The sequence below is a fragment of the Pleurocapsa minor HA4230-MV1 genome (assembly GCA_019359095.1).
GTDB lineage: Bacteria > Cyanobacteriota > Cyanobacteriia > Cyanobacteriales > Xenococcaceae > Waterburya > Waterburya minor.
Map to the genome: position 1 here is coordinate 413,644 of JAHHHZ010000013.1, position 22,315 is coordinate 435,958.

General features: G+C 40.6%; 18 protein-coding genes. 7 read left to right on the top strand and 11 right to left on the bottom strand.

Annotation, left to right across the window (positions count from 1 at the left end):
- Positions 1–66: 66 nt before the first annotated feature.
- Positions 67–708, bottom strand: a complete 642-nt coding sequence (locus KME09_06775) for a PRC-barrel domain-containing protein (GenBank protein ID MBW4533626.1) — start codon at positions 706–708, stop codon at positions 67–69.
- A 181-nt stretch (positions 709–889) separates the two neighbouring features.
- Between KME09_06775 and hemH the strand changes: the two genes are divergently transcribed.
- Positions 890–2,053, top strand: a complete 1,164-nt coding sequence (gene hemH, locus KME09_06780) for a ferrochelatase (protein ID MBW4533627.1) — start codon at positions 890–892, stop codon at positions 2,051–2,053.
- Positions 2,054–2,166: 113 nt separating this feature from the next.
- Here hemH and KME09_06785 read toward each other — a convergent pair whose 3' ends face one another.
- Together KME09_06785 and KME09_06790 are read right to left on the bottom strand one after the other, a co-directional pair.
- Positions 2,167–2,865 (bottom strand): ribulose-phosphate 3-epimerase, encoded by a 699-nt coding sequence (locus tag KME09_06785; GenBank protein MBW4533628.1) that lies wholly within the window; start codon positions 2,863–2,865, stop codon positions 2,167–2,169.
- A gap of 180 nt (positions 2,866–3,045) precedes the next feature.
- Positions 3,046–3,726 carry a uracil-DNA glycosylase gene (locus KME09_06790; protein MBW4533629.1) on the bottom strand — a complete coding sequence of 227 codons (681 nt, stop codon included), beginning with the start codon at positions 3,724–3,726 and terminating at the stop codon, positions 3,046–3,048.
- A gap of 127 nt (positions 3,727–3,853) precedes the next feature.
- On the opposite strand from KME09_06790, the gene sfsA reads away from it, so the two are divergent.
- Positions 3,854–4,588: a DNA/RNA nuclease SfsA gene (sfsA, locus tag KME09_06795; GenBank protein MBW4533630.1), complete on the top strand. Its 735-nt coding sequence runs from the start codon at positions 3,854–3,856 to the stop codon at positions 4,586–4,588.
- A 342-nt stretch (positions 4,589–4,930) separates the two neighbouring features.
- On the opposite strand, the gene KME09_06800 is transcribed toward sfsA, so the two are convergent.
- The 5 genes from KME09_06800 to KME09_06820 form a co-directional block, all read right to left on the bottom strand.
- A complete protein-coding gene (locus KME09_06800; GenBank protein ID MBW4533631.1) occupies positions 4,931–6,427 on the bottom strand; it encodes a M48 family metalloprotease in 1,497 nt (498 codons plus the stop codon).
- A 381-nt stretch (positions 6,428–6,808) separates the two neighbouring features.
- Positions 6,809–7,342 (bottom strand): DinB family protein, encoded by a 534-nt coding sequence (locus KME09_06805; GenBank protein ID MBW4533632.1) that lies wholly within the window; start codon positions 7,340–7,342, stop codon positions 6,809–6,811.
- A gap of 512 nt (positions 7,343–7,854) precedes the next feature.
- Positions 7,855–9,225 (bottom strand): GTP-binding protein, encoded by a 1,371-nt coding sequence (locus tag KME09_06810; protein MBW4533633.1) that lies wholly within the window; start codon positions 9,223–9,225, stop codon positions 7,855–7,857.
- Between the two features lie 40 nt (positions 9,226–9,265).
- Complete coding sequence (locus KME09_06815) at positions 9,266–11,734, bottom strand: HDIG domain-containing protein (GenBank protein ID MBW4533634.1); 2,469 nt, start codon at positions 11,732–11,734, stop codon at positions 9,266–9,268.
- Positions 11,735–11,969: 235 nt separating this feature from the next.
- Entirely contained in the window at positions 11,970–12,899 is a 930-nt protein-coding gene (locus KME09_06820; protein MBW4533635.1) for a hypothetical protein, read from the bottom strand.
- Between the two features lie 76 nt (positions 12,900–12,975).
- On the opposite strand from KME09_06820, the gene KME09_06825 reads away from it, so the two are divergent.
- The gene (locus tag KME09_06825) at positions 12,976–13,302 is read left to right on the top strand and encodes a YbjQ family protein (protein ID MBW4533636.1); all 327 of its coding nucleotides are present in this window, start codon (positions 12,976–12,978) and stop codon (positions 13,300–13,302) included.
- An 85-nt stretch (positions 13,303–13,387) separates the two neighbouring features.
- Positions 13,388–14,128 (top strand): WecB/TagA/CpsF family glycosyltransferase, encoded by a 741-nt coding sequence (locus KME09_06830; protein ID MBW4533637.1) that lies wholly within the window; start codon positions 13,388–13,390, stop codon positions 14,126–14,128.
- A 223-nt stretch (positions 14,129–14,351) separates the two neighbouring features.
- On the opposite strand, the gene KME09_06835 is transcribed toward KME09_06830, so the two are convergent.
- The gene (locus KME09_06835) at positions 14,352–15,005 is read right to left on the bottom strand and encodes a threonylcarbamoyl-AMP synthase (GenBank protein MBW4533638.1); all 654 of its coding nucleotides are present in this window, start codon (positions 15,003–15,005) and stop codon (positions 14,352–14,354) included.
- Between the two features lie 82 nt (positions 15,006–15,087).
- Between KME09_06835 and larC the strand changes: the two genes are divergently transcribed.
- Positions 15,088–16,341, top strand: a complete 1,254-nt coding sequence (larC, locus tag KME09_06840; GenBank protein ID MBW4533639.1) for a nickel pincer cofactor biosynthesis protein LarC — start codon at positions 15,088–15,090, stop codon at positions 16,339–16,341.
- 149 nt (positions 16,342–16,490) lie between these two features.
- On the opposite strand, the gene gmk is transcribed toward larC, so the two are convergent.
- Positions 16,491–17,051 carry a guanylate kinase gene (gmk, locus tag KME09_06845; protein MBW4533640.1) on the bottom strand — a complete coding sequence of 187 codons (561 nt, stop codon included), beginning with the start codon at positions 17,049–17,051 and terminating at the stop codon, positions 16,491–16,493.
- A 19-nt stretch (positions 17,052–17,070) separates the two neighbouring features.
- The gene (locus KME09_06850; protein MBW4533641.1) at positions 17,071–17,322 is read right to left on the bottom strand and encodes a DUF370 domain-containing protein; all 252 of its coding nucleotides are present in this window, start codon (positions 17,320–17,322) and stop codon (positions 17,071–17,073) included.
- A gap of 220 nt (positions 17,323–17,542) precedes the next feature.
- Between KME09_06850 and KME09_06855 the strand changes: the two genes are divergently transcribed.
- Together KME09_06855 and KME09_06860 are read left to right on the top strand one after the other, a co-directional pair.
- Entirely contained in the window at positions 17,543–19,288 is a 1,746-nt protein-coding gene (locus KME09_06855; protein ID MBW4533642.1) for an NFACT family protein, read from the top strand.
- Positions 19,289–19,544: 256 nt separating this feature from the next.
- Positions 19,545–22,271, top strand: a complete 2,727-nt coding sequence (locus tag KME09_06860; GenBank protein ID MBW4533643.1) for an esterase-like activity of phytase family protein — start codon at positions 19,545–19,547, stop codon at positions 22,269–22,271.
- Positions 22,272–22,315: the final 44 nt, after the last annotated feature.

The window sequence follows — 22,315 nt, forward strand, 5'->3', positions numbered from 1 at the left end:
GAACCATTTTGGCATGAAAAACAATCTTAGTATTTTTCAACAGATGTTGTACAACAAGTGAATTACTTAATCATCAGCTTTCGACAGAGATTTAACTGTTTTTTTGTCTAGGTTCAAGTAAATATAATCCTGATCCATACGAGCGATCGCCGACATCGGTAAGGTCAATTCTTTTTTGTCCCACAGATGTCCTTCTTGCAGCACTAAATGAGTAAGATGTTTATTGTCTGGATCGATTAAAAATTCCTCAACTCGTCCAATATGACCGTCAGTAGCTTCGATTGATGCACCCCGATGCACCGCTATTGTGCCAGCAGGAATTAATTCTTGTTTGATGGGGGTAGACAAAAGATCGCCACTCAAAGATGTATCAGACCACATTAAATAAGAGCTACTGTGGAAAATCGCTTCGTCGCCAAAATTTTTCAAAGGTTCATATTTAGACGTAGTAGGATTAAAGAAACGCATCTCGGTAAACGGAGGAAAAAGAGCCAGTTCTTCTTTAGTACAGCTTAACTGGATTGAGTCTGAACTAGTTTTTACCACATATTCAATCGAGACTAAATATTTATGAGAATCTAACAGATGAGAATTACTCACTACCAGGTGGGTAACTTTTTGGCTATTTTGCTCGATAATTACATGACTCGATTTACCACATTCACCATCAAGGCATAACACCTGGGTATCTAAAGAAATTTCTCGCATTTTTCTTTTTCAAACTAAGTTAAGCTAATAAATTAAATAAAATTTTTCTCTAACACAAGTACCTAAAGGTATACTTTCTAATCAGTTAAGTTCTGTATACTACGAACAGTAGATCCTAAAGAAAAGATATATTGTTAAAATTAGTAAAGAAATTGAAAATTAAAATTAAGCTATAAGAATTATGGGTCGTATTGGAGTTTTGCTGCTCAACTTAGGCGGGCCCGATAAAATCGAAGATGTCCGTCCTTTTTTATATAATTTGTTCGCCGATCCTGAGATTATCAGACTGCCTGTTAAAGCGTTTCAGAAGCCTTTAGCCTGGTTAATATCCTCCTTAAGAGCCAAAACATCTGAGGCAAACTATCTCGAAATTGGTGGCGGTTCTCCACTGCGAGAAATCACTGAAGCCCAAGCCAGTGCTTTAGAAGAGAAGCTTAAAGAAATGGGACAAGATGCCAAGATCTATATTGGTATGCGCTACTGGCATCCGTTTACAGAAGAGGCGATCGCCCAAATTAAAAGCGACGGGATCAAAGAAGTAGTTATTTTGCCACTCTATCCGCAATTTTCCATTAGCACTAGTGGTTCGAGCTTTCGGGTTTTAGAAGAAATGTGGTCAGAAGATCCTGGCTTAAAAGATGTAGACTACACATTAGTATCTTCTTGGTATGACAATCCTGGCTACTTGCGATCGATGGCAGATCTAATTGGTCAAGAGCTAGATAAATTTCCCAACCCTCATCAAGCTCACGTGTTTTTTAGCGCCCATGGTGTTCCTGTAAGCTATGTAGAAGAAGCAGGCGATCCTTATAAAGAGCAAATTGAGCAATGTACACGCTTAATTATGGAAACTCTTGGTCGTACCAATCACTACACTTTGGCATACCAGAGTAAAGTCGGCCCTGTAGAATGGTTAAAACCCTACACTGATGATGCACTTAAAGAGTTAGGCGAAAAAGGCATCAAAGATCTAGCCGTCGTACCCATCAGCTTTGTTTCTGAACATATTGAAACGTTACAAGAAATTGATATTGAATACCGCGAAGTTGCAGAAGAAGCAGGAATTGAGAATTTTCACCGTGTTCCTGCCTTAAATGTCCATCCTGGCTTTATCGATTCTTTAGCCCATATCGTCGTTGATTCTCTGGACGATCGCCCTTGCTCTTTTGCCGATGTGATTCACCCGAAGAAAAACATGAAGATGTATCCTCAAGAAAAGTGGCAATGGGGTTTAACCACGGCTGCGGAAGTTTGGAATGGTCGTTTAGCAATGTTGGGCTTTATTGGTTTATTGGTTGAGTTACTTAGTGGTAGTGGCCCATTACATATGGTCGGCATACTATAGATAACAAACCTGTGGTTCAACAAATTAAGCTGGAGTTAATTTTATTACTCAACAAAAAAGATTCACTGTCAATCATGAATCTTTTTTTGCTTTTATCTATCTACTAATTAAGCTTACTTGGCGGTAGCCAGTTCAGGTTGAGGACGTTTGCTATTACGAATACCTTCAATTGCTTCAGCGTAATCTGGAGCTTTGAATACCGCCGAACCCGCGACGATCGCATTAGCGCCTGCTTCTAATACCTGCCAAGTATTGTTGGGTTTTAGTCCACCATCAACTTCAATCCAAGGATCTAGTCCTCTTTCATCACACATCTTGCGTAGGCTGGCTACTTTACCGACCATTTCTTCAATAAAGCTTTGACCGCCAAAACCAGGGTTAACGCTCATAATCAAAATTAGGTCACATAGAGGCAGTACGTGTTCAATGAAAGATAACGGCGTACCAGGATTTAAAACTACACCAGCTTGTTTACCCAGCTCGCGAATTTGACCTAAAGTGCGGTGTAAATGAGGAGAAGCGTTATGTTCTGCGTGAACAGAGATAATATCTGCACCTGCTTTGGCAAAATCTTCGACATACTTTTCAGGTTCGACGATCATTAAGTGAACATCAAGGGGTTTAGTCGTATGAGGACGAACTGCCTCGACAATCATTGGGCCAATTGTGATGTTAGGGACAAATCTACCGTCCATTACATCAATATGAATCCAATCTGCACCTGCTCGATCTATGGCTTCAATTTCTGCACCAAGACGGCTGAAGTCTGCGGATAAAATCGAGGGGGAAATAACAGTTTTCTTATTAGTCATAAATTTTATTTCTCTTAATGTTTTGTATCGAGCGTAACAAAAATTTATCTAGTTAATTAATAAGATATCATGTTTCTCTTATGTAGAGAGTGTAAGGAAAACTAATCTGTTTTATTTAGCATTATTATGCAACAGATTTCTGCAACAATCTTGCCAACTATTGACAGATAAATTACGCCTTCAAAACTCAACCTGGGACAGCCTCTGCTGCAACATTTTGGGAAACGCGTCATAGTATTGCTGATTGAGTGGAGAAGGATGGGGTAAAGGTAACAGCGCGATCGCTTTATGGTGGGATATGCCCTGGTCATCTGTAGCGCTAAGGTTCACAGTTAATTGATTTTCAAAGCGATCGCTACGGCGATAAAAACTATCAATTTCTCCTTTAGCGCCATAGGGAGCAAACCATTTAAAAGCTTCTGTGCCTAATGTAATAACTTGATTTCCTTGCCAATGAAACACAAACAATTGTTCTATAAAAGGACGAAATCTATTTTTCACCTTCATTAAATAAGCTTTATTACCTGGTGGCTTATAGGGAACCGTATTAGTTAATAAAACTCGCTCAATCGTTGTATTATCTAGCTCTGTTCTTGAAGGAGCTTTATTTTTATGCACTGCGTAATAAAAACCCTGTCTAACCATTGTGCCTGAAGCACCAATTAAAGGTTGCCGAGCCTGAACTTCATCTTTGCCTAAGTCACGACCAAAAAAACACAGGGAACTAGTCAAATTTCCTGCATAAAGAATTGGTTTGGTTGGTTCAAGTCCCGCAGATTTATATACGGGAACGTCGATGGGAAATTCTGCGCGCTGTGCTTCTTGTTGTACCTGAGAAATTAGAGTTTCAAGATCGGACATAGATTCAGCTTTGAAGTTAACAGTAGGATCAAAAATAATTATTACATCTTGTCTTTGCTCACCAACACAACTATTTATAGATTTATACCCTGATAAAATTAGCCTGGTCTTTAGTCAATCATCAGCCATGAGCCTAATCTATCAATATCCTTCCCTAATTCCTGGTCGCCTCATCAAACGCTATAAAAGATTTTTGGCAGATATCGAATTGGTTACAGGGGAAGTTATTACGGCGCACTGTCCCAATACAGGGCCAATGACGGGAATTTGCACGCCCGATAGTTTAGTGCAGGTATCTAAGAGCGATAATCCCCAACGCAAGCTGGCATACACCTGGGAAATGATTCAGCTCGGCTCTACCTGGGTTGGCACCAATACCGCCATACCTAACCGAGTAATTAAATTAGCGTTGCAGCAGCAACTCTTGCCTGAATTAGCCAATAAATGTAAGGTCATTCGTTCTGAAGTTGCCTATGGTAAGGATAATAAGAGTCGAATTGATTTTTTGTTAACAGGAGACAGCACCCAACCTACGATATATGTTGAAGTAAAAAGCGTCACTCTCAGTACGGGTAACTTAGCTTTATTTCCCGATACAGTTACCCTACGGGGACAAAAACATCTGCGAGAATTAACCGATTTAGTTCCCGAAACCAAAGCTGTGATGCTTTATTTTATCAATCGAGGCGACTGCGATACCTTTGCCCCTAGCGATACCTGTGACCCAAAATATGGTGAGCTATTACGCCAGGCGGTGGCTCAAGGAGTACAAGTTTTGCCCTATCGCTTTGAAATTACGCCTCAAGGCATTAGCTGTTTAGGAGTAGCAGATTTTTTAGCTTGTGAACCAATAGTTAACTAAACGTATTTTGAGAAAATAATAGCGATCGCCATTAGTATAGGGTTTGCTGAAAAAGTAGCATAAGAACAAGAGTTCTATTGACGAATAATTCGCTCAATTCGTTGTACCCTTGTCCTAAAGGATAAGCTTCACAAATGGTATACCGCTTCGCGACGCGAAGGACGGACGCGCCAGCTAATCCTTTAGGACGAGCTTACGAGCTAATGGTAAACCACTTGTCTCGCATAGTTGGAGATACCGCTTCGCGACGCGAAGCTAGTGCTAAAGCATACCGCTACGCATATCCTTTAGGGCATATCCCCAAGTCTTCGATTTGTAGCAAACATTTGTAGATTTCATACCCTATCGAGGAAACATCTTTTGATAAGCATCTACGCCTTCATAACCATAGCGGTTGTAGCCATTAGTCTGAATTAACTCTTCCAAATAACGCATTCTTTCTTCTGAAGCAGGGTGACTAGATAATAGGGTTGCTCCACCACCAGATACTTTTTTAAGTTTTGCCATCACGTTATATAAGCCATCAGCCGAGTATCCCGCAGCATCTAATACTCTCAAACCCAAAATATCAGACTGTTTCTCTTTATCGCGACTAAATTTCTGACTTAAAAGCAATCCTCCCACATTAGAAACTGCTCCTGCTTCATTTCCCAATACACTAGAGATTAAATTGGCAGCTGTCCCAGTTAATGCACTTTCCCCAATCTGCTTATAGCTATGAGACAAAACAGAGTGAGCTATTTCATGAGCTAATACCCCTGCCAACTCCGCCTCAGAATCCATTAACTCCAGCATTCCTGTATGAAAAAATATCTTGCCTCCTGGCAGAGCAAAAGCGTTAGGAGTCGGATCTTCAATAATATTGAATTCATACTCAAATTCATCTCGACCCATTAGTTTAGCTAATTTTTGACCAATATCATTAAGGTATTTTAGCTGTTCTGGATTGTCGACCATTTTCGATTGAGCCTTAATATTCTGCGCAAAAGACTGTCCTGCTGCCTTTTCTCCCGCCAATAAAACCTGACCAATTTCTAACGCACCGAATTCGTTTCCTGTAGCTACCTGACCAATAGTACCCAGTATTCCTGATGTAGTAACTTTACTGTTGAGCTTTTTCTTATACTGAGCAAAATACTGATTGGCTGCCTCTTGATAAGCTTTACTTTTAGGATGATCGGGATTACTAAAGGCAAATTCTCGTGCTGCAATAGAAGCTTCTAAAGGTTTGCCATAAAGCAATAGTAAATCAATCTTGGTATCTAAAACATCCTCTCTAGCAGGATACATTTCTGCCGCTCTTTCTATAACTTCTAAAGCGGGTTTTTCTTCGCCATATAAATCGTGAGTATCTGCTAGTAATATATGACCAGGAATGAAACCAGGGTTTTCTTTAACTAAACTCTGTAATGGCTCGAAAATTTGACTATTCACTACCTCTTCCAATTCTGGATCTGTTTTGATGGCAGCATTAATCCTTTGCCAAGATTGTTGTTGCTTAGCATCTAATTTGGCTACATCATCAAAGGCGGGAGGGAGAGTTGCTGTTGGATTGAATCCAGGCTTAACGCGCTGTTGAATTTCTTTGGCTTGGTCAAGATTTCCCTGGCGATAAAAACTGTCTGCTTCAGATAATTTTTGATAGTAATTGTTATCAAAATTTAATTGTTGATACGCTTGAGCAGTAGTAAATTGAGCAGTATTATTTAATCTCTGAAGACTTGGATTACTGGATTCTAAATTTTTAGCATAAACAAAATTATTGGTAGTAACCGCTATTGTAAATCCAATAACTATAGCAATGAGCTTATTTTTGTTTAATTTATTTAAATAAAACATTATTTTACTTTAAGTAAATATTTATAACAGAAAAATATTACCCTTTGATAGAATAACTCTAAAAGACTATGGAAAATTTGCTTTTTATAGCAGGTAATCTTAATAATATATTTTAGCTTTTATGACAAAGTACACTTAAGCTCTTAAGTAACTGATGTTACGCGCTAATCAATCTGTGAGGATGGGGCAAAGGTTAAAGGTTAAAGGGGAAATTGTTCTTTTTTTCATTTTTGATTGAAACTATTGATTTCTCGTTTTTCTGCGTAATATCAGTTAAGTAAAATTATGAGTTTTAGCCTTTTTTCAGCATAATTTTACCCTTCGTTTTTTGACTAAGTATTTTTTCTCATGCTTCAACTGGGATCTAGTTACTGGCAAGTTTTACTGCTCAGGTATAATCTTCAGTAAATCTGTAACACCTACATCTAATTCCTGTTGACTAATTAAAGTTGAAGCTTGTCCGCGATGGTGAGTTTGATGATTAAAAAAATGATGTATTAATTGACCAAAGTTTTTCTGATAATAATTTCCTTGAGTATCAGTGTAGGATAGATTATCTTCCAAATCTTGAGAGTCTATTTCTTGACACCAATTAATAATAATTTTGTCTAACTCTTGTCTTAATTGATTTAGTGTTTCTATTTGATTAGTTACAGTTTGATTTAATATTGTGTAGCTGAATAATTCTGGTAATTGATTAAGACTTGAATACTTTTTGGTATGTTGGGCAAATCGTCTGAGCCAAATAATATCTGCTACATAAATATGATTGAGCGTACCGAAAAGTGAGTTGAAAAATGCTCCTTGATTTTGTTGAATTTTATCATTACCCAATTGTTGAGCAACTTGATAGATCTTCTGATTCATCCACTGGTTGTATTGGCTCATTAACTGTAAGTTAGATAACAAACTCATGGGTATTATCTTTGGTTATTTTAATATTTATTGAATAAAAATTTGTTTAAAAAACTCAGTAAACACTATAAATATTCTCTCGCCCCTGGGAAAGTAATATTAATCCCGTATCTGCGATCGTATATATTACTCGACTAATTTTATTACAAATTATATTACTCACGGGTACTACCAATTTTACTCCCCGATTGATCTGATACCAAATCTGATGGTCAGAAATGCTTTTTTGTGAGTGTGCCATTGAATTACTCGCGAGCGCCAAGATCGGTTTATCGGTTGTCGTTGCCTAGTTTAAAATGCTTCCCACTCCCTGATTTGACTACATTTGACAAATTCTACCTTTTCTTAACTTGTCACCAATGGGTAATGGGTAATAGAGTTTCAGCCCAATTAAACTGTTTACACCAAGTTATTTTTGAGAATCGGATTCAGTATAACAACGTTAGGACATCTTTGAAATACCACTTCCTATTTCCTATTTCCTATTTCCTATTTCCTACTTCCTACCTACTTTAAAGTTGCATCAATTCTTGTTTTAAGCGGTAGATAATCGTATTTGGTTCTACCTGAGATAAAATCTGTTTAATTAGGGTTGAAGCACCCATTTCGCCCCAGGTACAGCCTTGTTCGAGATATACCTGGGCTACTCGACCAATGACAAATGTACCGTAACCAGCGATCGCTCCCTGGACACTAGCAGTACCTAGATAAGCGGTAATTGCTCCAGCACTATCAAAACCACTGCTCAAAATTGCACCACTTTTACCAACGCTTAAAAATAAGCTGCTGCCAACTTCTCCTAGTAATAAACCTCCTGTACTAGCTAAAATTCGCCTGAGTAAGTTTCCTGCCTCAAAGGTAGTAATGGGTAGACCATAGAGTTTGGATAAAGATCTAATTAAAGCTAGATCCGCCACTAAACCACCAATTAAATCAGCAAAAATAATCGGGTTAGCAGCAACGGCGATCGCCTTATAGCGGGCATATTTAGCAATAATTTCTTGAGCCTCTAACTGACGCAACTCGATGGTTTTGCGGGCAATATTAAGTTCGGCATCCCTCGCCTGTACTAAAGCGTTGAGTGCCAGCAACGATTTTCCTTCCTGCTGGAGAATTTGTACTAAAGCATCCCTCAAAGATTCAATTTCAGGTTCGGGATATTCCCAGGTATGAGCTACAGTACCTTCTGCCGATTCAGTTCTCACCTGGATTGGTTGGGGTTTGGCTGCCACCGTCACAATTTCGTGAGGGGCAATAATATCTTCCAGGAGGCTGCCACTATTTGCCACATTGAGTTTTTGCAGCTGTCGATAAATCTTTTGGCGATCGAGATCGGGATAGAGATCGATTTTATTAAAAACTAGAATAAGTGGCTTTTGGGTACTTCTTAATTCGCAGAGAGCTTGATATTCAGTGCGAGTAATATCTCCTGCCACTACAAATAAAATCAGGTCAGATTTTTGAGCAATCGATCGCGCCATAACTGCCCTTGCTTCCCCTGTCACTTCATCTAAACCAGGAGTATCGATTAATTCAGCGTCTAAGCCTGATTCTAGGGAAGGACTCCAACGCAAAATAGTCAGAGATTGGGTCACGCCATGCAAAGGCCCTGTGGCTACCACTTCCTCTCCCAAGAGGGCATTAATCAAAGATGATTTACCACAGCTAACCAAACCAAAGGTGCTGATGCGAATCGCTTGGCGATCTAATCTTTCTAAAGCATTTTGCAAAGACTGTAAATCAGTTTTGACTGCTGCTTGAAGGCGATCGCTAGGAGGGAAATTACCATGACGGCGAAAACTAGAATACCAAGAAATCGCTTGTTGCAAGCTGGCATGAGCCTGATTTAATTGAGCTGACTGTAACGATGTTTGCTGACCCACAGTAACTTTTAGATTCTCATAATCTGCTAACTATACTAATTTAAGTCAATTTATTATTTTTGGCGGCTAAATCCAGCGCGCCTTTGGGATAAACGATCCGCTTATGGTTAAACCGTTCCCAAACACGGATAAAAACTTCAGCAATTACTGGTAGTTCATCATAGCTTAGCCCACTATCAACTAACTGACGATCTTGCCAACGAGACTTAAAAATTTTTTGCAGGGTAGCTAGAGCCTGTTTGGGTGTCGCATCGGATAGCGATCGCAGCGCTGCCTCACAACCATCTGCCAGCATCAAAATACCAGCCTCTCTGGACTGGGGAATAGGCCCAATATAGCGAAAATCGGCTTCTGCCACTACGGCTCCCGACTCTTGAGCTTTTTGCTTTGCCTGGTAGTAGAAATAGACAATTAGTAACGTGCCTTGATGTTGGGGAATAAAATCACGAATGGCTTTGGGCAAACCGTATTTTCGCGCTATGACTAATCCTTCACTAACATGTTTTTTAATGATCTCAGCACTGACCCAAGGATCGTCGATGGCATCATGTTTGTTGGGATCGCCCATTTGATTTTCAATAAATCCCAAAGGGTCATACATTTTACCGATGTCATGATACAAAGTCCCTGCTCTCACCAATTCTACGTTGCAGTTCAATTCTCTCGCAGCAGCTTCGGCTAAGGAAGCGACAAACATGGTGTGCTGGAAAGTTCCTGGTGCTTCAGTTGCCAATCTTTTGAGTAACGGCAAATTAGGATTGGATAATTCTGCTAGGCGAATGGGGGTAATCAAGTCAAAAAAGCGTTCGAGATAAGGAGAGATCCCAATGGCGAACACAATCCAAGCTACGCCAAATAAACCGCAAATAGTAGCATCAGGTAAGATTGCCGACCAAATAGTGGTGGCACTGGTACTTATAATCAGGTTGACAATTAGGTAAACAGCTATTTGAGATAGACCTACTGCAATACCCAATTTAGAAATTGCTTCTCGTGAACGTAATCTACCTGCAAAAACAGCAGCAATTAAGCCCCCGATCGCCCCTGATAAAAGATAGATCGAGCCAATATTCTGACTACTAAACATTACTAGTACTGTCACCAATACCACCTGGCAAATCGCTAAACCAGGGCTGTAAAAACTGCTAACTAATAGCCCAATCGCAGGTAAACTGGTGTGGGGAAATTCAAAGACACTTAATAAAGGTGCGCTAATTGCTAATAAACAAAGCAGTAAATAATCGCGATGGCGAATTGAAGAATAGATTTTTCTTTGAATCACTAAAAATAAGTTAACAATCCCCCCGACTATAAGTGCTGATAGTTCAAGTCCTCTCCAGTTGACTCCACGTTGGCTTAATTTAAAGCCATCGAGTAAAACAAAATTTGCTTGAGTAATTTTTGCTCCTTGTTCAACAATCACCTCACCCTGTTCTATCTCCACGACCACCGAATTAATTGCCATTCCCGCTTTTTCGGCCATCTTGCGCGTAGCGTATTTATCTTCTTCCAAGTTGGGCTGTAGGGTCTCTAATAATAGATTGTAGGCGATCGGTTCCGTGAGATCGGGCATCTGTGGGTTAAGTTGTGCAGTAACAGCTTGCTCCTGTAAATTTGAGGGTAGACCCAAGGGAATTCCTTGAATTAAAATGCGCTCGGCAGTTTGTAAGATCGTCTTTTTAGTGGCTTTCCATTCTCTTTCGCTCAGGTCGAGCAAGATAATTAATTCTTTTTCTGCCAAATGCGCAATCTTTCTTTGTGGAATGCTTTTCCAAGCTTGGGAGTAGCGATAACGAGTTAAAGTAATTTGAGCTATAAGAGTATTAAATTTAGTTTCTGAATTATTTTTGCGGTATGCCTCCAGTTCGGTAGCTACTTTTTGTAAGTCGAGATTAAAGTCTGGTCTTTTTTCTAAAGTTAAGTTTTTCGAGTTGGTGGCCCCATAGTTTTGCTTCACAGAAGCTAAAACCGACTTAAATTCTGATTCTGGACAAAAGCGAATATATTTCTGGCTCATTAAGGAGAGAGCTTGTGGCGCAGCAAAGGGGAAAGGTGCAGCCATTTTCCTCAGCTCATCAATCTGCTGGAGGTATGACTCCAGTTTGTCGCTAATTTCTTGGGTTAGTTCTTCATTCTGCTTGAGGATCGGAATGATTCCAGTTTGTACTTCCTTGCGTCTTTCTAAGGTGGTTTGGGTGTCTTCAAACTGCGCTGAGTAGGGAGCTTTAATTGTGAGAGGAGCAATTTTCCCTACGGTTAATTGAGGCTGGTTATAAAATCGGTAACCAACTACGCTAGTCAAGGCAATAATGCTCAAAACTAACATGACGATAAAATCTCTCAATTTGGTTTGATGTCTTTTTCTACCTGATTGCCCATAATTAGAGCCAAAAGACAACTCGCTCAAAGTTTTGTTGCGAATTTTTTTTCCCCACCAAACGAATTTTTGGTGTTGATATTTGTCTCGCCATCCCTCAATTTTTTGAATTAGTGAATGCCAGCTTTTCATCATAGGTGAGGATTTTTATCAGCGATAGAATCGCTAGAGTTTAATTTTAGTTAAAGATCTAAAAGAATATTTAATAACTGTATATTACAAAATAATTGAAATTTATTACAAGAGCCAAATTAACTACAATATTTAACTAAAAACTGTTAATCAATATACATAAGAAAATATTAATTTAATACTTGGGCAAATTGATTATGGCAATATAGCACTAAAATCCCTGGTAATTTAATCTTTAGCTTGACGAGAATTGCGAAATAATTTTTAAACTTTGACGAGGTTGAATAAATTGAGGTGACGCGATCGCATCTAACTCTAGATTATACAATTCATTATTTTGCTCTGAAGGATAAATTCCCAACCAAAACCTAAATAGTTTTAGCAACAGATGATTTTCTAAATCACAGCTTTGATTTTGCTCAATCTCTGCCCTCCAATTTCCTGAAATCCTTGTCACACCATTATATGCCCCCGACAATGTACTGGTGAGAGAAGTTGTCAACCAGGCTAGCTTGGGATCAACACGGGCAGCCCTCTGGACAGATAATTTAAAGTCGTGGGGAGTAGTGGCAAAACAATACCAGCTTAAGGCGATCGCCGTTGCCTGAAGCCGATCTTTGGCTAATAATTGCTCCATTAATTGATGCAAGCTGATACCGTTTTTAATTCCTTGAACCACTATGTTCAACATCTCTATTAAGGGGCTTTTTGGCCTCAGATTCTGTTGAAAAACATTCTTAATTAACAGCTCTTTTTCGGCTATTTTAGTTTTATGATTCAAGACGGTAGTTAGTAAATAGCTCCAGATTAGTATGTCCTGACTAAGGAAAATATTGCTTGGGGAATTTACTGTTTTTAAGTTAGGCTGTTTTGCGAGTTTTAAAGACAAATTCGCTTCATCTGTCTGAAAAATAATCAGAGGTAACAGAGATAGTAGATTACTATGATATTTCAAATCATCGCCAGCAGATTGGAGTGCTAGAAATGAAAGTGAATTAGTGGTATCTAATTTTTGAGTAAGCATCATTTGCGCTATTTGTCTGCGTTTTAATAGCCAAGGTTGAGTCAGGGGATCGTCAAATTGATTAATTTGATTAACCATTGTTTGCCCAATAATGCTCCCCCACCAACTGCCACAAAATCGGTCATAAGTATTGTGGTGCATTTAACTAAACTCTCAAGTAATAGCTATCAATAATATAATGTAAAAGCAAATTTAGTTACGATCGCTTTAAACAGAAATGTTAGTTACCACAACTGATACAATTCAAAATCAACCGATTGCAGCCTATTTGGGAGTAGTGACAGCAGAGGTAGTATATGGCACTAATGCCTTACGCGATCTGTTTGCGGGAATTCGCGACGTAATTGGTGGACGCACTGGTAGCTATGAAAAGGTTTTTGAACAAGGACAACAAAAGGCAATCGCTGAACTAAAAGAACGCGCTCAAAGATTAAATGCCGATGCCGTAGTTGGGATTGAAATCGATACAGGAACAATTAATGTAGACAACAAAGGCGTGCTGTTATTAATTACGGCAACAGGAACAGCCGTTAAACTAGCCTAATCGCGCTAAGGCCTATTTTTCCCGATCTACTTAGCAATAATTGAAGCTAAAATCTAGACTGGTTTTAATTGGCTAAGCAAAAATTATGTTGTCTATAGATAGTAACTTGCCCACTCCTGCTACCTTTCCCGTGCTTAATCTTCAGGTTCATCTCCTCGATGATTATCTAGGCTGGTTGATAGCCAGGCTTCAGCAGCAAATTGGGACTCATGTAGTGACGTTAAATGCTGAAATGAGCATGATGGCGCAGGAAGACGCAGCTCTGAGAAAAACTATCACAGCAGCAGAATTGGTCATTCCCGATGGTGCAGGGGTCATTATTTATATGCGGTTGCGGGGTCGTAAACATCAGCGTTGCCCTGGAATTGAGCTAGCTGCTGCTTTAATTGAGTATTTAGGGACATCTAATCCGTCTAATTCTTTATGCTTCTTTGGGGGTAGTCCTGGGACGGCAGAGCAAGCAGCTAAGGTATGGCAAGAGCAGTATCCTCGCCTGTCAATTTTGACCCAAGATGGATATGTTACGGGAGTAGCCTTAGAGGAATGGAAACAGACTCTAGAGACCAAACAACCCGCAGTTATCTTGGTGGGTATTGGCGTACCGCGACAAGAGCTATGGATTCAAGAAAATCGCCATCTCTGTCCCAATGCAGTCTGGATTGGTGTTGGCGGGAGTTTGGATATTTGGGCGGGAACTAAAGAGCGTGCGCCAGAGTGGTTACGCAACAATAACTTGGAGTGGTCTTACCGTCTCTATCAAGAACCTTGGCGTTGGCGGAGAATGTTGTCTTTGCCTAAATTTTTCTGGCGATCGCTTTGGGCATAATTAGACTGAGTTCGGGTTAAGACAATTGATCGCTTAGGGTAGCTCTTAGCTTTTAGCTTTTAGCTTTTAGCTTTTTAATCCAGAGTCAATTGTCACAACTCATCTGTGCTTCCGCTGTTATTGAAGATCAAAAATTAATTCAGCCAATTAGTAACAAAAAAGTAAGATTGCAGCTTATCCCGAACTGAGGTTAATTAGACTGAGAAATTGGGTAACCAAATCCTTAATGCACGATATCTAACCAGTTTTCTACTTCTTGCCAACCCAAGCCTTGACGCACAACCTCTGGTTCATCGGTAGTAAAATCTAAAATAGTAGAGACGTTGAAACCTGGGTCTACTTGATTATCGATGATGATATCTACCTGATTTTCTAGCGCATCAAAAAGATAGGCTTTTTCCAGGTTGATGGTGGGATAGTCTCCATCGTCGTCAGGTAAATGCGCTGAAGTAGAAACGACTGGATTACCCAAAGTGGTTAACAGTTCTTGGCAGAAGGTATGTTCGGGAACTCTAATGCCTGTGGTTTTTCTTTTGGGACTCATGACGAGCTTGGGTACTTGTTTAGTAGCAGGGAGTAAAAAGGTATAAGGGCCAGGAATCAAATGTTTCATAATCCGATAGGCGCGATCGCTTACCGTGGCGTATTCGGCAATATTAGAGAGGGAAGAACACAGAAAAGTGAGGGGTTTATCGTTAGACATCTGCTTGATTCGGCGCACTTTTTCTACAGCAGATTTGACGTTCAGGTCGCAGCCGATCGCGTAAACTGTATCGGTAGGATAAAGCATTACCGCGCCTTTTTGTAAGGCAGTAACTATTTGGTTGATCGTCCGTTGTTGAGGATTATTTTGATTTAGTTCGTATAAAATTGCCATAGTGCTAATCGATTAATAATAATTTTTACTTAAAGAACAATCAACAGCTAAAATCATTTCAAGATTGAGCAAAACGGTTTTTATGGTCAAAATTGGTTACTTGGAATGTCCGACAGGAATTGCTGGGGATATGTGCTTGGGAGCATTGGTAGATTGTGGGTTACCCTGGCAATATTTGCTTGATGGTCTCAAGAGTTTAGGTATAGAAGCAGAATATCAGTTAAGCACCGAGGTTGTGAGCCGTAATGGGCAATCAGCAACTAAAGTTTATGTCAATTTGCAGCAACATCGCCACGATCATAGCGAGCATCATCACCACCACGCTAGACGTTTACCAGAGATTGCCAGTTTAATTCAAGCTGCATCTCTACCAGAACGGGTAAAACGCTGGAGCTTGAGCATATTTCGACAGTTGGCGATCGCCGAAAGTGCCGTTCACGGTATTCCCCCCGAACAGGTTCACTTTCACGAAGTCGGGGCAACTGATGCCATTATCGATATTGTTGGCACCTGTATCGGTTTAGACTGGCTGGATCTCGATCGGCTTTATTGTTCGCCCATGCCCACTGGAGGAGGGACGATTAAGGCTGCTCATGGTCAACTGTCTGTTCCTGTGCCTGCGGTGGTCAAGCTGTGGGAGACAAGAGAAGTGCCAATTTACAGTAATGGTATCAAAAAAGAGCTAGTTACACCAACAGGAGCCGCGATCGCCGTAACTTTAGCGCAACACTTTGGTGAACCTCCAGCGATGAAGTTAACTAAAATTGGTTTAGGTGCGGGTTCAAAAGATTTGGCAATTCCAAATATTCTGCGTTTATGGATTGGTGAAGCAACAGAAAACCCAGCCAAGATTGAGCTAGAGCAAGAAACAATTACCGTACTCGAAACTCAAATCGACGATCTCAGTCCGCAAGTAGTGGCATATACCCTCGAACAGCTTTTAGCAGCAGGGGCGCTGGATGTTTTTACTCAAAGCATCGGTATGAAAAAATCCCGTTCAGGCATTTTGTTAACCGCGATCTGTCATCCTGACACAGCATATGTTTGTAAAACCATTATCTTCCGTGAGACAACTACTTTAGGTATCCGCGAAAGCACTCAGCAGAGAAGTATTCTCAATCGCGAAATTAACACGATCGAGACCAAGTATGGCACCGTACGGATTAAAGTTGGTAGCTGGGGATTTGGGGAGGACAAACAAATCATCAACGTGCAGCCTGAATACGAAGACTGTGCTGCCTTAGCTCGTCAACATCGTGTGTCCTGGCGGGAAGTTTCCCAGCAAGCGATCGCAGTTTATCAAAAAGCTTTAAACTCTAATATGAAGTCCGTTTAAACAATTCCAATTAAAACTCGCGCCCTAAAGGACTAGCTTCGCGTCGCAAAGACGTTTATCCCGCTTAGTTTGGGGCAAAGACGCTAAGATTTTATTAAAAATAATTAAGCGGACTTGATATAAGCTTTAAACTTCTGGAGCAGCATAATTTAAGCGAAAATAGCGCTTTCTAGTTGAGCGATCGCCACTTCCAAGTCATCATTGACAATGATAAATTCAAACTCTTCACTGGCAGCAATCTCCTGACGGGCAATAGCTAACCTGCTGGCGATCGACTCTTCGGAATTAGTTCCTCTGGCTCTAATTCTCGCTTCCAACTCGTCAATTGAAGGGGGTAAAATAAAAATCCGCCTTGCTTGAGGAAAAATATTGGCGATCGCCCTAGCTCCTGCCAACTCAATTTCTAATAAAATATAATTACCCTGCTCAATCTGCTCTAATACTTGCGCCTTGGGCGTACCGTAATAGTTACCCGCATATTCTGCCCACTCTAGTAACTCATGATTGAGGATGGCGGTTTCAAAGTCTTGCTGATTCAAAAAGTGGTAGGCAACGCCATCTATTTCGCCTGGACGAGGTTCTCTAGTGGTAGCAGATATTGAGAGACGTAATTGAGGATGACGTTGTAAGAGCAGGCTAACCAAAGTGCCTTTACCTACTCCACTCGGCCCAGTAATAACAATAAGTTTACCTGGCTGTTCGACTGACATTAGTGATAATCTAGTTGGGCTACGGTTCTTTGCTGACTACAAAGCGGTGAGCTACGGTTTCAGGCTGAATTGCTGAAAGTACCACATGAGAAGAATCGGTAATAATTACGGCACGGGTACGACGACCATAGGTGGCATCGATCAGCAGGCTCTTCTCTCTAGCTTCAGTAATAATTCTTTTGATCGGCGCAGATTCTGGGCTAACAATGGCAATAATACGATTAGCTGAAACGATATTACCAAAACCAATATTAATTAACTGGATATCCATAGTTATTCATTTGCAACTTTTCAGACTGCTTCTCGCTAAACTTTAAATTTGGGAAAATATAGTTTTAATACTATAGTTTTACCACTCGATTTACAAGGAAAAAGCCATATAAACGGAGCTATTTAAGGAAATTTTAGCTTTTGGCAATAATTCAACTACTTTGTAGCCAAAATCACAATAATTTACTACTTAATCTCATATCTTTTGCTTTTTTACAATTATGCAACCAGTTGACTACACGACTTTAATGGCAAGCTGTGCCGAACTAAATCGAGATTGGATTCCCTCGCGGATCGAACAGGTTTACCAGCGCGATCGCTTTACTATTTCTCTCGCTCTACGTACCCTCAAAGCCAAGCCTTGGTTAACTATTTGCTGGCATCCTGAAGCGGCTCGGATTAACCTTGGCGATCCACCACCCCGCATTAAAGATACCTTTACCTTTAGCGATCAACTGCGCCATCAGCTCAAAGGTTTAGCTCTAACGGGAGTTGTGGCGATCGCTCCTTGGGAAAGAGTAATCGACCTCCAGTTTGCCCAACGCCCAGGAGAAGAGCCTCTATGGCACTTATACGTTGAGATTATGGGAAAACACAGTAATGTCATTTTAACCGATGGTTCACAGCAGATTGTCACTCCCGCTAGGCAAATTAGCTCTACTCAGTCTAGCGTACGCCCAATTCAGACGGGACAGCTGTATGAAGTTCCTCCCTCCCTCACAGGTACTACTCCTAAATTAGAAGAATCTTTTGCCCGTTGGCAGGAAAGAGTGAGTCTAGTTCCTGGTCAGTTAAAACGTCAATTACTCCAGTCCTATCGTGGCTTAAGTCCTAAAGTAGCAGCAGAAATGGCGATCGCAGCTGGCTTATCTCCTCAACAGCAGACCGACACTTTGGAATTAGAACATTGGCAAGCATTATTTCGCTATTGGCAAAAGTGGCTACTTGTCCTGGAACATCAGCAGTTCTCTCCAGGATGGTTAGAGGATGGCTATACAGTTTTGGGCTGGAATAAAACCACCTCGGTAGAGTCAGTTCAAACACTGCTAAATCTTTACTATACTCAATCAGTCAACCGCCAGCAGTTTCAGCAGTTACACCATCAGCTCAACCAAAAGCTGATCAACCTCTTAAAAAAACTTAACATCAAAGCAAATACTTTTCGCCAACGTTTAGCACAGTCGGCAGATGCCCAAAGCTATCGTCAGCAAGGAGATTTATTAATGGCGCATCTTCAGCAATTACAGCCAGGCATGAAGTCGATTACCCTTAATGACTTTGAGACAGGGGAACCGATTAAAATTAAGCTCAATCCTGAAAAAAATCCTGCTCAAAATGCTCAATATATATACAAACAGAGCCAAAAACTGAAACGTGCTAAGGATGCAGTCGTTCCCTTATTAGCAGATGTCGAGAGCGAGATTAACTATTTATCTCAGGTGCAAACAGCTTTAAATCAGCTACAGAGCGAAAATACAGGAAGTGCCGAAGATTTACAGGCTTTAGCCGAGATTAAAGAAGAACTAATTCAACAAGAATATATCATTGCCGAACGTCAAGAAAGCGATCGCCAAATAGATCGAGACTCTCAACCCTATCGCTTAACTGCACCTTCAGGAGTGCAAATCTGGATTGGTCGTAATAATCGTCAGAACGATATTTTAACTTTTCGTACGGCGGTGGACTACGATCTCTGGTTTCATACCCAAGAAATTCCTGGAAGTCATGTATTGCTACGTCTAGATCCTGGTGCAGTTGCCAGTGAAGCAGATCTTCAATTTACGGCAGACATCGCAGCCTACTATAGTCAAGCCCGTGAAAGTGAGCAAGTTCCCGTAATCTATACCGAACCAAAACACGTTTATAAACCCAAGGGAGCAAAACCAGGAATGGTGATCTACAAACAAGAAACAGTTATTTGGGGTAGACCACAAGTAGCTAAAGTTTATCTTACTGGAGCAAATTAGCGATCGCCAAAGCGAGACTAAATCCGATTGCTCATACTAATTTTATAGCCATCGAACGATAAATTAAGACATCTCCTAGTCCCTTTACGTCTTTACGTCTTTGCGTCTTTGCGTCTTTGCGCGAGATAAAATTTTTAAATTGATAATTACCAATTCTTAATGCGAGCATGAAATTCTTAAGCTTAGGGAAACAAATAGTTTGTTTTAATTGTTTTCCAATTTAAGTGGTTTTATCTTCATTCAGAATAATTACACCATGACTAATCAATTAGCTGGTTTTGCTTTCTTGCCAGCAGATACTTTCGCAGAAGGTATGCCTGCGGGGGGTGATGACGGCGAGGGTAATCCAATAGATGCCAATGGACGCACAGGGCCTTTTGATGGTCAGCCTGTCCAGGGTTTTAGTGGGGTACAGTTTGCACCCGATAATACTGGAGCATTTTGGTTTTTATCTGATAATGGCTTTGGTGAACAAGGAAATAGTGCTGATTATTTATTGCGAATCTATCAAGCAGACGCCAACTTTACGGGTGTAGAAAATGGTGACGGCACGATCGAAATAGAAAATTTTATTCAGCTATCAGATCCAAATAATTTAATTGATTTTAATCTAGTTAACGAAGACAGCGAAGACCGTTTGCTTACAGGAGCAGACTTCGATCCTGAATCTTTGGTAATTGACGATCGGGGTGATATTTGGGTCGGTGACGAATTTGGCCCTTATTTATTGCACTTCAACTCTGATGGTGAGTTATTAGAAGCTCCTATTGCAACTCCTAATGTTACTAACTTAAATACCCTTAACGGTCAAGATCCTCTGGTTATCGGACATCGTGGCGCAAGTGGTTTATTACCCGAACATACTCTAGAAGCTTATCGGCTGGCGATCGCTCAAGGGGCAGATTTTATTGAACCAGATTTAGTATCGACTAAAGACGGGGTGTTAATCGTTCGTCACGAGCCTATTTTAGATGATACGACTAATGTGGCAGAGGTATTTGGCGCAGATCGCATGTCTACCAAAACCCTGGATGGAGAAGAGGTAACAGGCTATTTTGCCGAAGACTTTACTTTAGCGGAAATCAAGCAACTACGGGCAGTGCAGCCCCAAGATTCCCGTTCTGATGAGTTTGATGGTGCATTTGAAATTCCTACTTTTGAGGAAGTAATTCAATTAGTCCAAGAGACAGAAGCAGAGACAGGGGTCAAGGTTGGCATCTATCCCGAAACCAAGCATCCCACTTTTTTTGACGAACAGGGTTTATCTTTAGAAGAATCTCTAGTTAAAACTTTACAAGATAGTGGCTTTACCGATCCCAGTCGTATTTTTATTCAGTCTTTTGAAGTTAGTAACTTAATTGAACTCGAAGCCACTTTATCAGCAGCAGGTTTAGGCGATATTCCTCTGGTTCAGTTATTGGGTAATACGGAAGACGAGGATATCAACGACGGCGGTGGTGGTTTTTCTGTTCCCTACGATTTTGTAGCTAACTTTAGCCAAGAAACGTTTTCTCAATCAGACGCGGTTGCAACCTATGGTGAAGAGTTACTAACTGCTTTAGGGATTATTGGCGAAGACGGAAGTTATCATCCCGAAGTTGGGCAAGGAATTACTTATGGCGACCTTGCCAACCCCGAAGTGATTGAAATAATCAGTAACTACGCTGGTGGTTTAGGGCCTTGGAAGAATAATATCTTATTACGGTCTGAGTTAGATACACCCGTAGACGGCAATGGCGATGGTAAGGCTGAAATTAGCACCCAGCTAACAGGAGAAGTTTTCCCGCTGGTAGATTATGCACACGATGCGGGTTTGCAAGTACATCCCTATACTTTGCGGAATGAAGAACAATTTCTGACCCTGGATGCTGAGGGAAATCCTCAGACTCCTGAAGATGAGTTCAAACAACTAATTGAGCTGGGAGTCGATGGCTTCTTTACCGACTTTCCTGGCACGGGAGTAGCGGTAGTAGATTCTGTGACGGGAGAATTTGTTACCTCTCCCCAAAATCCTAATTTAGGTGACGATTTACCTAATTTGGCTCGTTCTCAAGGCTTTGAAGGCATGGCGTTTAGTCCTGACCGTAAGACTCTTTATCCTTTGTTAGAGGGAACAGTAGACGGCGATCCAGAAAATTCTTTACGCATCTATGAATTTGATGTCGAGTCATCTTCTCATCAGGGTTTGCTTGGCTACTATCAGACTACTGATGGTAATCCGATTGGGGACTTTACGCCGATTAACGACCATGAATTTTTGGTGATTGAAAGAGATGCAAATCAGGGAGAAGAAGCCAAGTTTAAAAAGATCTTCAAAATCGATATTTCTCAGGTAGATGAAAACGGTTTTGTGGCAAAAGAAGAAGTCGTCGATCTATTAAACATTGATGACCCCAATGACTTCAATGGCGATGGTAAAACAACCTACGATATGCCTTTTACAACTATCGAAAATGTTGTCGTAGTCGATCGAGATACCATCCTAGTTGCCAACGATAACAACTATCCTTTTTCCCAAGGAAGAGAAGGAGACATTGATAACAACGAAGTAGCTTTAATCGATTTAGACACCCCTTTAAATTTAGATCCAAATTTAGGAGGAAATGTTGTAAATCCGACACCAATCGAAAATACTGGGGATACAGAACAACCTGCACAAGTAAAGGAATTGAATGGCTACGAAGTAGATCCCATTTTTACGCTCGGCGAAGAATCTAACGGTTATACACCTTCAGGAATTTCTGATGGTCTAATTTCTGATGGTCTGGGTGCTTTTGCCTGGGATACTGACTCCCAACCTGATGATCTCGGTAATTGGGAAACTTCTAGTATTCTTGATGTTTCTGACTTATTTGGGGAAGCATCAGGAACGCGCTTTATTTCTGGCACTCAGGCTCATAGCCTGGAAGATGGCATTATTGCTGATGCGGAGCTAGTCCAAGGTGATCGATTAGTTTTCTTAACTACAGAAACAACTATTTGATCTTTTTTGGCAACAATAAGAAAGATGAAACGTGCGATCGCATT

Coding starts and splice junctions, on each gene's coding strand:
- KME09_06775 (MBW4533626.1), bottom strand. CDS start 708: ATGCGAGAAATTTCTTTAGATACCCAGGTGTTATGCCTTGATGGTGAA.
- hemH (MBW4533627.1), top strand. CDS start 890: ATGGGTCGTATTGGAGTTTTGCTGCTCAACTTAGGCGGGCCCGATAAA.
- KME09_06785 (MBW4533628.1), bottom strand. CDS start 2,865: ATGACTAATAAGAAAACTGTTATTTCCCCCTCGATTTTATCCGCAGAC.
- KME09_06790 (MBW4533629.1), bottom strand. CDS start 3,726: ATGTCCGATCTTGAAACTCTAATTTCTCAGGTACAACAAGAAGCACAG.
- sfsA (MBW4533630.1), top strand. CDS start 3,854: ATGAGCCTAATCTATCAATATCCTTCCCTAATTCCTGGTCGCCTCATC.
- KME09_06800 (MBW4533631.1), bottom strand. CDS start 6,427: ATGTTTTATTTAAATAAATTAAACAAAAATAAGCTCATTGCTATAGTT.
- KME09_06805 (MBW4533632.1), bottom strand. CDS start 7,342: ATGAGTTTGTTATCTAACTTACAGTTAATGAGCCAATACAACCAGTGG.
- KME09_06815 (MBW4533634.1), bottom strand. CDS start 11,734: ATGAAAAGCTGGCATTCACTAATTCAAAAAATTGAGGGATGGCGAGAC.
- KME09_06820 (MBW4533635.1), bottom strand. CDS start 12,899: ATGCACCACAATACTTATGACCGATTTTGTGGCAGTTGGTGGGGGAGC.
- KME09_06825 (MBW4533636.1), top strand. CDS start 12,976: ATGTTAGTTACCACAACTGATACAATTCAAAATCAACCGATTGCAGCC.
- KME09_06830 (MBW4533637.1), top strand. CDS start 13,388: ATGTTGTCTATAGATAGTAACTTGCCCACTCCTGCTACCTTTCCCGTG.
- KME09_06835 (MBW4533638.1), bottom strand. CDS start 15,005: ATGGCAATTTTATACGAACTAAATCAAAATAATCCTCAACAACGGACG.
- larC (MBW4533639.1), top strand. CDS start 15,088: ATGGTCAAAATTGGTTACTTGGAATGTCCGACAGGAATTGCTGGGGAT.
- gmk (MBW4533640.1), bottom strand. CDS start 17,051: ATGTCAGTCGAACAGCCAGGTAAACTTATTGTTATTACTGGGCCGAGT.
- KME09_06850 (MBW4533641.1), bottom strand. CDS start 17,322: ATGGATATCCAGTTAATTAATATTGGTTTTGGTAATATCGTTTCAGCT.
- KME09_06855 (MBW4533642.1), top strand. CDS start 17,543: ATGCAACCAGTTGACTACACGACTTTAATGGCAAGCTGTGCCGAACTA.
- KME09_06860 (MBW4533643.1), top strand. CDS start 19,545: ATGACTAATCAATTAGCTGGTTTTGCTTTCTTGCCAGCAGATACTTTC.